This is a genomic window from Streptomyces sp. NPDC111744, assembly GCF_055634995.1.
The window spans coordinates 1-14459 of sequence record NZ_JBVKCG010000016.1; the positions used below are offsets into that span (position 1 = coordinate 1).

Consider the following 14459-nt stretch of genomic DNA (forward strand, 5'->3'; position numbering starts at 1 on the left):
GCGATCTCGGTCGTGGCGGCGTGCTTGTCAGCGCCGTGGACGTGCAGGACGTGGTGCTCCATCGTCGTGACCGCACCGGCCGACGGGTCGACCGAATGCACGACCGGGTCGGTCAGATAGCGGCGCACCAACAGGTCGACGTTACGGTCCAAGGTGGCGGAGAACAGCATCCGCTGCCCCTCCGGACGCACCTGGTCGAGCAACGCGGTGACCTGCGGCATGAACCCCATGTCGGCCATCTGGTCGGCCTCGTCCAGCACCGTGATCCCCACCTGGTTCAGCCGGCAGTCACCACGGTCGATGAGGTCCTTGAGCCGTCCGGGCGTCGCGACGACGACCTCGGCCCCGCCGCGCAGCGCGCCGGCCTGCCGGCCGATCGACATCCCGCCCACCACCGTGGCCAGCCGCAGCCTGACGGAACGAGCGTACGGCGTGAGCGCATCGGTCACCTGCTGCGCCAACTCACGCGTCGGTACGAGGATCAGCCCCAGCGGCTGGCGCGGCTCAGCACGCTGCCCGGCGGTACGGGCGAGCAGGGCAAGGCCGAAGGCCAGGGTCTTGCCGGAACCGGTGCGCCCGCGGCCCAGTACGTCACGGCCCGCCAGGGAGTTCGGCAGCGTCGCTCCCTGGATCGGGAACGGCGCGCTCACACCCTGCCTGCCGAGTTCGGTCAGCAGGGGCTCGGGCATGTCGAGATCGGCGAAGCCCTCCACGGCGGGCAGCGCGGGGGTGATCGTCGTGGGGAGCGCGAACTCCCCCTGCACCGCGGCGGGCCGACGGCCGTAACCGCCGGAACGGGCAGGGCCGCCGGAACGGCGCGGTGCCGGCAAGCCCATGCGACTGCCGCCCTTTCCGGCGGTGGTACTGCCATTACGGGTGCGGGCGGAGCGGTCGTTCGTACGTGTGCGGTCCATGCGGAACCTTCCTCGATGTGGCACATATCAAGGAATTCCCGCAGCAATGAGCGGTGGAGAATTACAAGTATGGACCGGTGGCAAAAGAAAAAGATTTGGGCCGGCGGAAATATCCGGGGGCACAGGTGCTGAAATGGGGGACGCGATGGGGAGTTAAGATCCGGGCATCGGCTGCGGCGCAGCTCTTCAGGACGCTCCTGCATCACTGAGGAGGAGCCGCGCGGGGTGAGACTGCGGATTCGTCGTCCCGCAGGTGAAACCGCTCCGGGAAATGCGTGCAGCTGGGGCCCGCACCCCGAAGGATGCGGGCCCCAGCTACAAAGTGTGCGTCAGCGTCAGGCCGGAACGATGTTCTCGGCCGTCGGGCCCTTCTGGCCCTGCGCGATGTCGAAGTTCACCTTCTGGCCTTCGAGCAGCTCACGGAAGCCCTGCGCGGCAATGTTCGAGTAGTGGGCGAACACGTCAGCGCCGCCACCGTCCTGCTCGATGAAGCCGAAGCCCTTTTCCGCGTTGAACCACTTCACGGTACCAGCAGCCATGTCACATCTCCTTTGGGGCAGTGCACCGGAATCCGCACTGTGCGGACGCCGTGTCGCCGCGATGATTACCCCGCCCGGAAAATGACCGGAAACACAAGAGCGCTCCCGACCGACAGAACCGGATGGGGCACTTGGAGTTTCGGGAACCACAACTGCAACTGAGATCGACAGTAGCACACTGGAATGGCCCGTGCACATTACGCAATTCCGCTCTACTCAGTGCGGCAAAATCTCTCACGACGCGGTCCGCCAAAGCCTCACTTCGCGAGCACAGATATTGATCCACTCGGAGTGCTACGTTTCAGTAAGAGCGGTCTCACATAGTGCAACCCTGACCGCCAGGGGGCGACGACGTACGCAGCTGTGACGCCTTCGAAAGGCGTCCAGCAGCACCCTCGCCTCGCTCCTGATGCGGGCGGGACATTCGAAGACAAACGCGAGCTGAGGGGTGCGCGATTTCGATGGCCCTGGGAGTGCCGAGGTGAGGGAGTCGCCGGGAGAGGCCGCAGGCGCAGACGATCACTGAGAGTGAGCCGGGCCGTCCCGTTGTCCTGGTCAGGCGGGGAGGTAGCAGCGAATGGTGGTGCCGTCAGGGCCGGTGTGGACACGGACGAGGTCGGCGAGTTGGTGGACTAGTAGGAGTCCACGGCCACCGGGCTGCGTGGGATTCGGCGGGCGGCGGCCGGCCAGGGGATCGGTCAACTGTCCGCCGTCGTGGACCTCGCAGACGATCCGGCCACTCTCGGGCCAGATCCGCAGTGTTCCCGAGCCGGCGCCGTGGACGACACTGTTGGTGGTCAGCTCCGCCACCGCGAGTTCCAGATCCCCCAGCCTCACGCCGGACACGCCCAGGGACCGCGCCTGGGACACTGCGAAGTCGCGAGCGTCGGGCAGTGTCTGCGCGGCGAAAGGGCGGGCCGCGGCGCCGAGTGGGGCGAGCAAAGGCTCGTTGTAGCGGGCGATGATCTGCTCGGGGCTGTAGGCGGTGGATCGCCTTTCGCCACCGGCGTCGATGACGACCGGGTGGGTCGCCAGGGCGTCACTGAGGGCCTGCTTCTCCAGCCGGTCGGCGTCGTAGGGGCACAGGATGGTTACCCGGCGCCCGGTGAAAGCGGCGTTGATCAGCGCCTCGTGCTGGACGCACGCCGGGTACTCGACGGCGGAACGACCCTGCCAGATCGGCTCGCCGATGATGCGCACCCGGCGGGCTCCCGTGTGGGCGTCGGCGAACTTGCGCAGCACGCTGGGGATGATACGGCCGGGGTTGCGGCCGGCCTGGGTCATGTCGATGAAGCGCACCTCCGCCGCTCGCTCACCCAGCCCCTCGCGGATCAGCTCCAGGCGATCCGGCGGGGCGGCGACGGCTGCGGGCTCACCGGCGTCCAGCCCTTCCCTCAGGAAGGGAACCGTCCCCGTGATGTACTGGTCCGTGCCGCGGTAGAAGAGCGCCGGGTGAACGAACGGCTCGTGGGAGGTAGCTGTGCTCGTCACGCAGCCACCTCGATCGCGGCGAGCCCGGGCCAGAAAAGCTCAAGGATGCGGGGCAGCTGCGCCGGAGGCCGGTGAAGCACGATCCGCTGCCCTTCGGGGAGACTCTGGGCGGTGACCGCCAGGTCTGTCACACCGGCCATATCGACGAACCTCACCTGGGACAGATCCACATGCAGCACGTCCGTGCGACGCTCGACCAATTGCTTAAGCGCCTGCTGCCAAACAGTCCGTGTGATCATGCTGATCTCCCCAATCGCCCCCAGCCCGGAACTGTCAGGCAACGGATTGATCTGCAGTACCGCGCGACGTGGGGGCGCGCCGGGGGACCCGCCCACGCCAGGTGGGACATCCACGCTCTTCCCCCAGTTCCCCGGGCCGGCCGCACGGCGGCCTCCTATCGATCAGTTGACACGATACCCGGCCAGACACCGAGGACGCTCAGCCTGGCCAAGAGATGGAATGCCGCCTGCAGTCCTCTCACGTCCGGCGCGAACTGTGGTCCGCGCCTCTCATCCCTGTGAGGGTTCCTGATCGCGTCTTGACCTTCGACCTGGAAAACCCGGCCGCACGGCCCGGCAGAGTCAGCATGGCTCCCGGTGAGGCGAGCTGCTCCCAGTGAGGCGAGCTGTGGCGGGTCAGGGGACTCGCTCCGTCGGAGTCTTCCCGTAGTGGCGATCCGCGCCTGGAAGGGGCGGGCTCAGGAGTCGATGCTGAGTTCCGCCCAGACCGTTTTGCCGGGGTGGCGTGGGGTGACCGCCCAGCGTAGGGCGAGTCGTTCGAGGAGCTGCATGACGAAGCCGCCGGGCTCGGTGTTCGGAGTGGCGCGCATGCGGGGCTGGCGGTCGCCGTGATCGCTGACCGCGATGCGCAGCAGCCGACCGGTCCAACGTTGCGACGATCATGCGAATCCGCCGTCCCCCTTCCGGTCCCATGGCGGGTCACGTTGCCGGTATCAGGCCGCATCGGGCCGGTTGGTATCGCGAGGGCGCCACAACTGGAAATACTGAGCATTACAGGCACCGTGAGCCGGGGGCGAACTCGGAGGCCACCGGGCCACATCGGGCTGCCCGCCATGAGCACCCCGTCCGTCCGACCGGCTCGGGACGGCCGGATACAGTGCGCGCGACGGCAGCCTGGTTGCTCAAGGAGGGGAAGCGTGACCGACACCAGCGAAACCCGATCCGCCGACAGTGCAGCGCACGCGACTCAGCAGAGCCGACTGCACCGCCTGATGCGCTACCTCCCCCTGATCGCCCCCGTCCTGCTGTGGACCGTGCCCTGCTGGCTGCTGCTGCACACCGGCCAGCACTGGCCGCTCCCTGTCACGCTCGCCGGCACCGCCCTCTTCGTCCTCGGCCTGATCGGTATGCCGCTCGCGATGGTGCGCGGCCACGGCCGACGCCAGCAGGACTGGGCGGCGATCGTCGGAGACACCCTGCTGGGCACCAGCCGGACCCTGTTCACCTGGTCCGTCGTACTCGGCGTCCCGCTACGGCTCGCCCTGACCGTGACCGGCGTCGGCGACGGCCAGGACCGGGCCCGGATCGTCACTTGGGCCGTCCTCGGCGCAGCCGCCGTGCTGCTCACCTGGGGGTACGCCGAGGCCCGCCGGGTACCACGGGTACGCCGCCTGGACGTGCAACTTCCGCGCCTGGGAGCCGGGTTGGACGGCACGCGCGTCGTCCTCATCACCGACACCCACTACGGCCCGCTCGACCGCGCCCGCTGGTCGGCGCGGGTCTGCGAGACGGTCAACACGCTGAAGGCCGACCTGGTCTGCCACACCGGAGACATCGCGGACGGCACGGCCGAACGCCGCCGCGCCCAGGCCGCCCCACTCGGCACCGTGCAGGCCACCCGGGCCCGGGTCTACGTCACCGGCAACCACGAGTACTACAGCGAGGCCCAGGGCTGGGTCGACCTGATGGACGAGCTGGGCTGGGAGCCTCTGCGCAACCGCCATCTGCTGCTCGAACGCGGAGGCGACACCCTCGTGGTCGCCGGCGTAGATGACGTCACCGCCGCATCCTCCGGCCTCGCCGGCCACGGCGCCCACCTCGCCGGAGCCCTGCACGGCGCCGACCCCGACCTGCCCGTCCTGCTCCTGGCCCACCAGCCCAAGTTCGTCGATCGGGCGGCAGCCGGCGGCGTCGACCTCCAGCTCTCCGGCCACACCCACGGCGGCCAGATCTGGCCCTTCCACCACTTGGTCCGCATCGACCAGCCCACCCTCGCCGGCCTCAGCCGCCACGGCACCCGCACCCTCCTCTACACCAGCCGCGGCACCGGCTTCTGGGGCCCGCCCTTCCGCGTCTTCGCCCCCAGCGAGATCACCCTGCTCGTACTCCGCTCCCCGCAGCGGCCCCCCACGCCGTAGGGCTGGGCGGGCCGGCGGTTCCGCCCGGAGATGCTGCAGTGCGCCGCCGCCCCGAAGGAGGGCATCGCACCCCAGACCGTCCGGCCGAACGCCGCCGCGGACTCCCCCACCGGCTACGGCCCCAGCGACCCGCAGTCGGCCTACGGCCTGAACTCCGCCGCCTCCGCCGCCTCCGCCGCCTCCGCCGGCGACTCCGGCAGGACCTCGCCATCGTCGACGCCTACGACGACCCGAACACCGAGTCGGACCCGGCCAACGCCCACGGCAGTCAGGCTCTGATGCCCCTGTCCGGAGCCTCCCGCCGAGCCGCTCCACCGCGGGCCGCACCGACGCCGGTCGACCAACCTGCACGGGGCAGGGGCTGTGACTACTTCCACTTGCGCTGATGGCTGCACCGGCAAGGCACCACCCCCTTCAGCGCTGACGGGAGTGCCGGAGACGAGGGAGTCGCCGGGAGAGGCCGCCGGCGCAGGCGATCCCCCACCAGGGCAGAGATGTCGGCACACAAGGAGCGCGCGGCCTCCAGCGGCTCCTGCACGACGGCCACCATGCAGGCGAAGCCAGTGCCCTGCGAACCGGCACACCGCGTCATTCCGAAGGAATGCGAAACTCCAATTCGGGACGGTCCCACGGCACGACGGGCGGGTTCGCGAGCGCGGTCCCGGTCCGCACCGCACCGACGCGGTGGTAGAAGTCCTCGGCGGGAACATGCGACACGACCTTGACACGGTCGAGCCCGGCGGCACGGGCCTCGGACTGCATATGTGCGACGAGCAGCCGTCCAATACCACGCCCTTGCGCTTCGTCAGCGACGAACAGCAGGTCGAGCTCCGGCGGATCGAGGACGAGCGAGTAGAACCCGAGGACCCTGCCTCCATGCTCGTCGGCGCCGACGGCTACGAAGACGCGGTGGGCCTCGATGTAATCAGGACCGACCCGGTACCCCGCGACTGCGGCTGCGTACTTACCCTCGTAGGCGCCTGAGCCACGCACGAGCCGCGTGAGCCGTTTGGCATCCCGCGCGACGGCCCTCCGTATCGTGATCGGCCGGCTGATCGGAGAAGTGCGTGAACTCATCGGGAGAGTATTTCGCACCCGAGGGTGCCTTCCTGCGGCGGGTCGGCTGCTCGGGCAGGCGTTCCCGCACCGCTCCTGGGAACCGCTCACCCAGGCGGGGACGCGGCAGGGTCGACCTTCGTGCACTGGCCGGCGGCCGCCAGGGTCTTCTCGGCGAAGGCGCCGATGCCCAGCGCCGGGGACGGCTCGGTGCCGTCGGTTGGTCGACGAGTTCCTCGGCCACGACCTGCCACGTCTCGCGCAGGCGGCGCAGGGCAGGCGGGGCAAGGATCTCCCGCAGCACCCGGCGCGGGGCGTCATGGAGGGGCGGATCGGCCTCCAGCAGCAGGCTCGGCGGACGCCACGGCTCCTCGTGACGGAAGTTTGCCAGGCCCACGCCGGAGCCCGACTCGAAGTGCTGCCAGTCCACCAGGACAGCGTGCACCTGCTCGTAGCGGGCCAGCGCGTGGACGTCGTAGCGCGACAGGTACACGACCGGACCGGCCTCGCGGAGGGCCTGGTGCAGCGGTTCGGGGCCAGCAGGATCTCGTGGGCGAACGGGTCGGCGTCACTGACGGGCGGCACGACGGCACGCTCCAGTGCCTCGGTCATCGCGGCCGCGCAGGTCCGCCGGACCGAGTTCCCCCAGCACCAAGCCTCCGCCGGCCCGCAAGGCAGGCGCGGACAAGCCTGCGCGCCCTGCACACGCCTCCGCCCGCAGGATGCGCCTGTTTCGGCTATAGGGCTTGGTCGTCTGGGTGCCATGCTGGTCCGGCGTGTTGAGCCAGGACACGGCCCATGTGCACCGGGTCGGCGGCTACCCCGTCGTCGTCAAGGTCAACAATCCGAAGACCACCGGAGTAGGGCTTGAAGCAGGATTGCCAGCACCACTTGCGGGGAGGCACCGCCCCACGGGGGAAACGCCGCAGCCGACGTGACATGGGTCCGGGCGCCCGCTGGTCGGGCACCCGGACCCATCCTTTGTTGTCAGGGGTTCACGTCACCGGTGGTGGTCAGGGGCCGCCGTCAACCTCCCCAGCCCCAGCCGCCGTGGTTCTGGCCCCAGCCACCGTGGTTGTCGCCCCAGCCCCAGCCACCGTGGTTGTCACCCCAGCCCCAGCCACCGCCGCCGTGGTCATGTCCCCAGCCCCAGCCGCCTTGGTTGTCGCCCCAGCCCCAGCCGCCGTTGTCCTGGTGCGTGGCGGTGACCTCGGCGGGAGCGGCGTTGGTGGCCGCGCTGGCGACACCCGCTCCGGCCGCGAGGGCGAGGATGGGCGCCGAGCAGACAGCGATAGCCACTCTCTTGATACGGGTGGTGTGCGCGCGCATGATGAGCCCCTCTCCGAGGGTGCGATTGATTTTCCGGACGGCCCCGACGGGGCCGTCCGCCTGCGCCCGGAGCCTGCGCGTTGCTCCGCGCGCGTCCGCCATACGCGATGTGCAGGAGGTGTCGCCTCCTATGAGTTCATACGCAGATGCCTCTTGCCGGGATTGCGTGCGAGGGCGCGTCACGCGTAATGACTTCCCCAAGTTTTCGCTTGAGCGGACACCTTCTCTTGTTAGGTAAGGCTTTCCTGCCTTACGTTCTGTGCGCTTCCTATGCACGTCAGACCGGAGTCCCATGTCCAGCGGCAATATCGCCCTGCTCGGAGCCATCGCAGGCTTCACCATCTACCTCGGCCTCCCCCTCGGCCGCCTCCGCACGCCCACGCCCCGGCTCAGGGCGGCCCTGAACGCCGTGGCCATCGGCATCCTGATCTTCCTCGTCTGGGATGTGCTGGCCCACGCCTGGGAGCCGGTCGACGAGGCGCTGGGCAAGCACGAGTGGGGCACGGTCGCCTCCGGGGGCGCCACCCTGGTCACGGGCCTGACCATCGGCCTCGCCGGGCTCGTGCACTACGACGGCTGGATCGCCCGCCGTCGCGAGGCCGCCGCTGTCCGGCCCGCCGGCCTCGGCCCCGGCGCCGCTGCCTCCGCCGAGACGGCGCCGCGCACTCACACCCAGGCGGGCTCGCTCGCCCTGATGATCGCCACCGGCATCGGTCTGCACAACTTCGCCGAGGGCCTCGCCATCGGCAACTCCGCCGCCCAGGGCGAGATCTCCCTCGCCCTCCTGCTGATCATCGGCTTCGGCCTGCACAACGCCACCGAGGGCTTCGGCATCGTCGCCCCGCTGGCCGCCGAGGGCGAACGTCCCTCCTGGCTCACCCTGCTCTGGCTCGGCCTGATCGGCGGTGGCCCCACCTTCCTGGGTACCGTCGTCGGTCAGCACCTGGTCAACGACACCCTGTCCATCGCCTTCCTGGGCCTCGCCGCCGGCTCGATCCTCTACGTCGTCATCGAACTGCTGGCCGTCGCCCGCAAGACCGGCCTCAAGACACTCACCACCTGGTGCGTCCTCCTCGGCCTCCTACTCGGCTTCGCCACCGACGGCGTCGTCACAGCCGCGGGCGCCTGAGACGCCACCACGCCAGCCGTTCACGGACACACCGTCGCCACCCACCACACGCAGAGCCCCCATCGGCATCAGCCGCCGGTGCAAAGCGGCTGGGTTGTCCCCGACAGTGGTCAGCAGCGTGACGGCCGGAGGGTAGCGGGTTGCTGTCGAATGCAGAGCCCGCCGGGCCGTCCGCGGCGCGGCCTTGCAACTGCCCTCGGCTGCCGCGTCAACCGTCACCCTGCTTGATGTCCAGATGGATCGGACCCCGAAGAACGGGGCTGGGCCGGTACGGCGGCGGGTCGGCGACCAGTCCGGGGCGGTCGAGCCGGCGTACCAGTTCGGTCAGCGCGATGTGGGTTTCCCGCCGGGCCAGCGGGCCGCCGAAGCACAGGTGGATGCCGCTGCCGAACCCCAGGTGCTGGTTGTCACGGCGATCCGGGTCGAAGCGGTCCGGATCGTGGAAGCGCTTCGGATCGCGGCTGCCTGAGGCCAGCATGAGCATGATCTGGGAGCCCCGGGGGATGACGGTGTCGGCGACGGTGATGTCGCTGTACGCCGCTCGCCAGGGAATGATCTGCACGGGGGGCTCGTAGCGCAGCAGTTCCTCGACCAGCGGTACGACGAGGTCCGGTTCGTCGCGCAGTCGCTGCAGCACCTGCGGGTGGCGCAGGAGCGTCAGCATGCCGTTGGTGATGAGGTTGACGATGGTCTCATTGCCGGCTATGAGGAGCAGTTTGGCGGTGGCGACGATTTCGGCGTCGGCCATCCGACCGTCGGGCCCGTCGTCGTTGGCCAGCCGTGACAGGAGGCCGTCTCCCGGCCGGCCGTGGCGCTGTTCCACCAGCTCGCCGAGGCACTGGAGCAAGTCCTTGCGGGCCTGTAGGCCCTTGTCCAGTTTCTCCTTCGGGTCGGTCTCGGAGTCGTAGTCGACCGAGTTCATGATGTCGTGCACCCAGAGGTGGAACCTCGGCTCGTCCTCGCGTGGCACGCCGAGCAAGTGACAGATCACGGTTACCGGGAACGGCAAGGCGAAATCGTCGACGACGTCGATCTGCTCCCTGCCCGCCACATCGTCGATCAGGCTGCCGACGGCGGCGGTCAGGAAGCCTTCAAGTCCGGTCACCAGCCCCGGGGTGTGCGGGGGCCCGAAGTGACGCGTCGCCATACGCCGCAGGCGATCGTGCTCGGGCGAGTCCATGTGGATGAACGACGACGGGGCCCCTCCCCCGGCCGAGGGCATCGGACCCGACAGATTGCGCACGTCGGAACTCAGATGCGGGTCATTGAGTATGTCCGTGATCTCGCGATAGGTACTGATCACGTAGCTGCCGTCGTCCTGCCGAGCCACCGGCGTCTCGCGCAACTCGGCATACAGCGGGTAGGGGTCGGGCCGGGCGGAGTAGTCGAAGATCCTTTGCAGCGTGCCGGGCGTCCCGGTCGTGGTCGTCCGGCCTTCCTCCTGCCGAGGCCGGTGCACGGCCGTGACGCGGCGCTCATCCCTGTCATGGCCTGTGACGACCACCGTGGCGCCCTGCGCGAGCAGGGCGGGGCCGGGGAAGTCGACGGGCACCGGTTTCATGGCGGCCGGCTGGTCCGGCGTGGGACAGGGGGGCGGGAAAGGTGCGGCCGTCTCGATCAACCGCCGGTAGTGGTCCAGCCACTTGCCGTTGTCGAAGCTCACGGCAGCCGTGACGCGGCCCCGATAGCCATATGCGGTGACGAAACGGTGGTCGTCCAGCGATCCCTGGGTGACGACCACCTCGTCGGCGAAGGTCGGCACGCCGACGGACTTGATGTTGACGCCGAACTGGATCGACCAGAACAGCGGAATGGACAGGTGGGGCCGACGGTCCGCCTGGGCGCTGACCATGTTGTGTGCCGCGACCTCTGCCTGCTCCACGGCGTTGGCCCAGTGCTCCAGTGCGATGAGCCGGTATTCGTAGATGGGGTTCGGGCAACGTGCCACGTCTCCCGCGGCGAAGACGTCGTCGGTGACGCGGCCCTTGATGTCGAGGGCGCGGCAACCCGTGTCACAGGTGATTCCCCACACGCCCGCCGCCAGTCCCGACTCCCGCAGCCACTCGGTGTTACGGATGCTCCCGAGTGCCACCACCGCCACATCGGCGTCGACCGTACTGCCGTCGTCGAAGTGAGCACGGCGAAACCGTCCCTGCGCGTCACCCTCCAGCCGGGCAACCTTGACACCGCACCGCAGCTCGACACCATGAGCGCGCTGCATGTCGGCCGCGACCTCGCCGATCATGGCGCCGAGCGCCCCGACCAGCGGGGCCGGCGCGAGTTCGGCGACGGTCACCGGGATGTCCCGCTCGCGGCAGACGGAGGCGATCTCGGATCCCGTGAATCCCGCACCGATGACCAGCACTCGGGAGGGCCCGGCGGCGAGGGCCCGCTGCAGGCTCTCGGCATGCTCGCGCGTACGTACGACGTACACCCCGTCCAGGGCCGCCTCGGACTCGACGAACCACGGCCGCGCCCGTACCCCGGTGGAGATCAGCACCCGGTCGAAGGGAACCTCGCGTCCGTCGGCGAGACGCACATGGTTCGTCGCGAGGTCCAGCCCGCTGGCGGGCACGCCCAGCAGCCACTCCGCATCGATGCCACGACGGCGGGGCAAAGTGGTGCCCCCGGCCGGCACCCACCCGGTCAGTACTTGCTTGGACAAAGGAGGCCGGTCGTAGGGATCACCCAACTCGTCACCGATCATGGTCAACGATCCGGTGAAACCCTCGTCTCGCAGAGCCTCCGCGGCCCGCAGCCCCGCCAGCGAAGCCCCGACGACCACGATGCGGCCATCACGCTTGAACGCACGCAGGTTGTCGTTGTCGGCACCGGTCATGAGGGCGACGCCTCCGCCGGTGCGTGACGCGCCTCCAGCCGGTCGACCAGGATCGCCTGGACCGGGCAGGCCGCCGCGGCGCGTAGCACCTGGTCGCGCCGGATGTCGTCGGGGTTCGGGTCGTACATGAGCGCTTCCTCACCGTGCATCCGGAACGCCTCCGGAGCCAGGAACGCGCAGTGCGCATACCCCACACATCGGGAAAGATCGACGACAACTTTCACCCCGACCTCCACAGGGAGCGGGAGCTGCTGACCTTCAAGCCGGCGCCACTCCGGCGCGCAACGAGGGAGGACCCGGCCGCTGCCCACCCCTGCGAATAGGACGTATCCCTGGTTGCGGCTGCATTGCGGTCACGTAAGTGGCGCTCTTTTGGTTTTCCGTTTCGACGGAAATCCGTATGGCACGGTGCGCTGCAATACCGTCAGAGAATCAGCGTAACAGCGGCACCGATACCGGCGAGTCCAGCGTTGATCGATTGGATGGCCGCAGGCCAGAGGCCCAGCCCTTCACTTCTTCGGCTGCCGGGGGCACTCGTCCCGGTGTGCCTCTCCGGCTCGCGCACACAGCAGCGTGATCAAATAGGGTATGGCATCGTCCTGGACTGGTAATCGGGTACGCCTACGCGCTGTCGAGCCCGACGACTGGACAGCGTTCATGCGCTTCGCCGACGATGACGGGCGGCGAGGGAGCCGGCTGGATCTGCCGCGGTCCGCCGAGAGCTACCGTGCCTGGGCGAAGGAGCAGTCCGTTGCCAAGTGCGATGACGACCGCTTCCGGTTGGCAGTCGAAGCGACGGCCACGGGAGAGCTGGTCGGCACAGTCGGCTCGCATCGCACCGGCCCTCGTTCAGGCTGGTTCGAGTTGGATGTCGCGATCGGGGCAGACCACCGGCGCAAGGGCTACGCGGCAGAGGCCGTAGTGCTGCTGCTGCGCTTCATGTTCGCCGAGCGGCGCTATCACAAATGCCTGGCAGCGATCTTCGCCCACAACGAGGCGTCGCTGGCACTTTTTCGTCGGCTCGGCTTCACCGAGGAGGGGCGCTTGCGGGAACACGTTTTCTTCGCCGGCCGGCACCACGACCTCGTCATGATGGGCATGCTCGCCCACGAGTTCGACCAGCGGCACACGATGAGCGGACCATGAGGTGGCCATCCGGGACTGCCCTCAGCCGCGCAAGGTGGCGCGCAGGCGCAGGCCGGCAGCTGTGAGACCTTCGAGGGTGGTGACCTGGTAGCTGGGTTCCGGTCCGGGCGGCTCGCTCAAGTGGTAGCGGCGCGCGGTCTGCGCAGTCAGGAGCGTCAGCATCACCATGGCCAGAGCGGCTCCCTCGCAGCCGTGCGGCCCGGTACCGAAAGAGAGGAAGGCCCCGGGTTTCGCCGACGAGCCCGAATCATCGAGCCAGCGCTCGGGCTGGAACTGGTCCGGCTCGGAATATTCCCGTGCGTCGCGGTGGGCGGTGTAAGGGCAGACGAGAACGGTGGACCCGGCGTCGATGGTGTAGTCGGCGAGCTGAGTCTGTCCCGGGGCGCGCCGGGTCAGTAGCCAGCTGGGGGGGTACAGCCGGAGCACCTCACTCACCAGTGCCTGGGTGTACTGCAGGCCGCCGAGGTGGGTGCTGGTCGTCGCGGCCGGGTCCGCGGGCAGCGAGGCGGCTTCGGCCGCGACGCGGCCCGCTGCCTGGGGGTGCCGGGCGAGGTGGAGCAGGATCCATCCGGCTGCCCGGGTGGGGGTCTCGAAGGTGGCGACGGTGATTCCGGGGAGCGTGTCGAGGACGGCCTCTTCCGGCAGTAGGCCGTAGTGGGGGGAGGGCCGGAGCATCTGTCCCAGCATGTCGTCACCGAGCCGGCCCGATGAACGACGCCGGCGGACGATGGGCCGCAAAGCGTCGGTGAAGGCGACTTGCTGCCGTGTGCGGAACCGCCGTGCCGGTGTGGGGATCCACCGCGGCCATTCCCAACGCGAGGGGCGTACGAGCACCTCCCGGGCCAGGAAGAGCTGTGCGGCATAGGGCAGCAGGGTGGGAGCGTCTTCGGAGAAGAGGTAGCTCACACCGATCTCTGCCAGGGCGTGCCGGACCGGGGGCAGAATCTCGACGTCCTGGCCCGTGGGCCACTGGCCGGCAAATCGAGCGGTCTGGGGCGCAATCTCACCGATCCGGGCTGCAACCGCCTGCGCACGTAGTCCGCGCATGCGGGCGGCGTGAGCGTGTGCACGCTCCTCGGGTGTCGGTGCTCCGCTCGACCGCTTCAACGGCGGGAAGAGAGGCGAGGATGCCTTGGGGAAGTCCTGCGCGCGGCGCAGGACCGCTTCACACGGCCCGGCCGCAGCGGCTACGTAGACACCCGGCTCCAGCTGCCAGACGTCCCCACACTCTTCAGCGCCACGGCGCGCCATTACCAGCCGGTCACGGCTCCAGGCCCCGAAGCTGCCTTCGGGCAACCGCGGCGGCTCATTCCTTCGGCCCATGAGATCGTCCCTGGCTCTCCTACCGGTCCAGGCCGATGTCGTCGGCAGCGTGGCTGGGAACTGGCGGGCCCCCGGGGGCGCCCGCCAGCAGTGGGGTCAGTCCTGGTCGTCGCCGGCGTACGCACTCCATTCGTGGGCCCCGTACGCGCCGTAGTTGCGCGTGAAGGACAGCTTGCCGAGCAGCTTGGCGATCACGATGCACTCCTCTCGCCGGTCTTCAGCGTCAAAACCCACGCATGACATATTGCCACACACGGCATATCTAGGATATAGGGGATATTTGGGTCGTCAGTCGCACGCATTCACCACTGATCAC

The 14459-nt window shown here is 69.1% G+C and carries 14 protein-coding genes and 1 pseudogene; 4 read left to right on the forward strand and 11 right to left on the reverse strand.

The window, feature by feature from the left end; all coding sequences use genetic code 11:
• From ACZ7OO_RS29835 to ACZ7OO_RS29855, 5 genes are all read right to left on the reverse strand, one after another.
• Nucleotides 1-914: DEAD/DEAH box helicase (locus ACZ7OO_RS29835; protein ID WP_471509390.1), on the reverse strand; the 914-nt coding region annotated here is incomplete at its 3' end.
• 335 nt (nucleotides 915-1249) lie between these two features.
• Nucleotides 1250-1453, reverse strand: coding sequence for a cold-shock protein (locus ACZ7OO_RS29840; protein WP_003973099.1), 204 nt, complete (start codon nucleotides 1451-1453; stop codon nucleotides 1250-1252).
• A gap of 555 nt (nucleotides 1454-2008) precedes the next feature.
• A complete protein-coding gene (locus ACZ7OO_RS29845; protein ID WP_471509392.1) occupies nucleotides 2009-2944 on the reverse strand; it encodes an anti-sigma factor RsbA family regulatory protein in 936 nt (311 codons plus the stop codon).
• The gene (locus tag ACZ7OO_RS29850) at nucleotides 2941-3183 is read right to left on the reverse strand and encodes an STAS domain-containing protein (protein WP_471509394.1); all 243 of its coding nucleotides are present in this window, start codon (nucleotides 3181-3183) and stop codon (nucleotides 2941-2943) included. The genes ACZ7OO_RS29845 and ACZ7OO_RS29850 overlap by 4 nt, the downstream gene beginning before the upstream one ends.
• 458 nt (nucleotides 3184-3641) lie before the next feature.
• Complete coding sequence (locus ACZ7OO_RS29855; RefSeq protein ID WP_471509396.1) at nucleotides 3642-3773, reverse strand: ATP-binding protein; 132 nt, start codon at nucleotides 3771-3773, stop codon at nucleotides 3642-3644.
• 327 nt (nucleotides 3774-4100) lie between these two features.
• Here ACZ7OO_RS29855 and ACZ7OO_RS29860 point away from each other — a divergent pair, with 327 nt between their 5' ends.
• Together ACZ7OO_RS29860 and ACZ7OO_RS29865 are read left to right on the forward strand one after the other, a co-directional pair.
• Nucleotides 4101-5321 carry a metallophosphoesterase gene (locus tag ACZ7OO_RS29860; protein ID WP_471509398.1) on the forward strand — a complete coding sequence of 407 codons (1221 nt, stop codon included), beginning with the start codon at nucleotides 4101-4103 and terminating at the stop codon, nucleotides 5319-5321.
• Between the two features lie 30 nt (nucleotides 5322-5351).
• Nucleotides 5352-5600, forward strand: coding sequence for a hypothetical protein (locus ACZ7OO_RS29865; RefSeq protein ID WP_471509400.1), 249 nt, complete (start codon nucleotides 5352-5354; stop codon nucleotides 5598-5600).
• A 309-nt stretch (nucleotides 5601-5909) separates the two neighbouring features.
• Here ACZ7OO_RS29865 and ACZ7OO_RS29870 read toward each other — a convergent pair whose 3' ends face one another.
• Both ACZ7OO_RS29870 and ACZ7OO_RS29875 read right to left on the reverse strand, forming a co-directional pair.
• On the reverse strand, nucleotides 5910-6398 hold the full coding sequence (locus ACZ7OO_RS29870) for a GNAT family N-acetyltransferase (protein ID WP_471509402.1): 489 nt from the start codon (nucleotides 6396-6398) through the stop codon (nucleotides 5910-5912).
• Between the two features lie 1005 nt (nucleotides 6399-7403).
• Nucleotides 7404-7706: a hypothetical protein gene (locus ACZ7OO_RS29875; protein ID WP_471509404.1), complete on the reverse strand. Its 303-nt coding sequence runs from the start codon at nucleotides 7704-7706 to the stop codon at nucleotides 7404-7406.
• A gap of 292 nt (nucleotides 7707-7998) precedes the next feature.
• Between ACZ7OO_RS29875 and ACZ7OO_RS29880 the strand changes: the two genes are divergently transcribed.
• Nucleotides 7999-8835, forward strand: a complete 837-nt coding sequence (locus tag ACZ7OO_RS29880; protein ID WP_471509406.1) for a ZIP family metal transporter — start codon at nucleotides 7999-8001, stop codon at nucleotides 8833-8835.
• 208 nt (nucleotides 8836-9043) lie between these two features.
• Here ACZ7OO_RS29880 and ACZ7OO_RS29885 read toward each other — a convergent pair whose 3' ends face one another.
• The 3 genes and pseudogenes from ACZ7OO_RS29885 to ACZ7OO_RS29895 all read right to left on the reverse strand — a co-directional run bounded on the left by ACZ7OO_RS29885 (nucleotide 9044) and on the right by ACZ7OO_RS29895 (nucleotide 11898).
• A complete protein-coding gene (locus tag ACZ7OO_RS29885; RefSeq protein WP_471509756.1) occupies nucleotides 9044-10057 on the reverse strand; it encodes a cytochrome P450 in 1014 nt (337 codons plus the stop codon).
• Between the two features lie 240 nt (nucleotides 10058-10297).
• Nucleotides 10298-11674: pseudogene (locus tag ACZ7OO_RS29890) on the reverse strand (NAD(P)/FAD-dependent oxidoreductase); the annotation flags it as partial.
• Complete coding sequence (locus ACZ7OO_RS29895) at nucleotides 11671-11898, reverse strand: ferredoxin (RefSeq protein WP_471509408.1); 228 nt, start codon at nucleotides 11896-11898, stop codon at nucleotides 11671-11673. The pseudogene ACZ7OO_RS29890 and the gene ACZ7OO_RS29895, both read right to left, overlap by 4 nt.
• Nucleotides 11899-12262: 364 nt before the next feature.
• On the opposite strand from ACZ7OO_RS29895, the gene ACZ7OO_RS29900 reads away from it, so the two are divergent.
• Nucleotides 12263-12820: a GNAT family N-acetyltransferase gene (locus tag ACZ7OO_RS29900; RefSeq protein WP_471509410.1), complete on the forward strand. Its 558-nt coding sequence runs from the start codon at nucleotides 12263-12265 to the stop codon at nucleotides 12818-12820.
• Nucleotides 12821-12841: 21 nt separating this feature from the next.
• Here ACZ7OO_RS29900 and ACZ7OO_RS29905 read toward each other — a convergent pair whose 3' ends face one another.
• Entirely contained in the window at nucleotides 12842-13867 is a 1026-nt protein-coding gene (locus ACZ7OO_RS29905; protein WP_471509412.1) for a cytochrome P450, read from the reverse strand.
• Between the last annotated feature and the right edge of the window lie 592 nt (nucleotides 13868-14459).

What these genes read in the sequence shown, in the direction of transcription:
- ACZ7OO_RS29870 (WP_471509402.1), bottom strand. Translation starts at nt 6,398, where the DNA reads ATGAGTTCACGCACTTCTCCGATCAGCCGGCCGATCACGATACGGAGG.
- ACZ7OO_RS29865 (WP_471509400.1), top strand. Translation starts at nt 5,352, where the DNA reads ATGCTGCAGTGCGCCGCCGCCCCGAAGGAGGGCATCGCACCCCAGACC.
- ACZ7OO_RS29900 (WP_471509410.1), top strand. Translation starts at nt 12,263, where the DNA reads ATGGCATCGTCCTGGACTGGTAATCGGGTACGCCTACGCGCTGTCGAG.
- ACZ7OO_RS29880 (WP_471509406.1), top strand. Translation starts at nt 7,999, where the DNA reads ATGTCCAGCGGCAATATCGCCCTGCTCGGAGCCATCGCAGGCTTCACC.
- ACZ7OO_RS29885 (WP_471509756.1), bottom strand. Translation starts at nt 10,057, where the DNA reads ATGCCCTCGGCCGGGGGAGGGGCCCCGTCGTCGTTCATCCACATGGAC.
- ACZ7OO_RS29850 (WP_471509394.1), bottom strand. Translation starts at nt 3,183, where the DNA reads ATGATCACACGGACTGTTTGGCAGCAGGCGCTTAAGCAATTGGTCGAG.
- ACZ7OO_RS29875 (WP_471509404.1), bottom strand. Translation starts at nt 7,706, where the DNA reads ATGCGCGCGCACACCACCCGTATCAAGAGAGTGGCTATCGCTGTCTGC.
- ACZ7OO_RS29855 (WP_471509396.1), bottom strand. Translation starts at nt 3,773, where the DNA reads ATGCGCGCCACTCCGAACACCGAGCCCGGCGGCTTCGTCATGCAGCTC.
- ACZ7OO_RS29840 (WP_003973099.1), bottom strand. Translation starts at nt 1,453, where the DNA reads ATGGCTGCTGGTACCGTGAAGTGGTTCAACGCGGAAAAGGGCTTCGGC.
- ACZ7OO_RS29905 (WP_471509412.1), bottom strand. Translation starts at nt 13,867, where the DNA reads ATGCGCGGACTACGTGCGCAGGCGGTTGCAGCCCGGATCGGTGAGATT.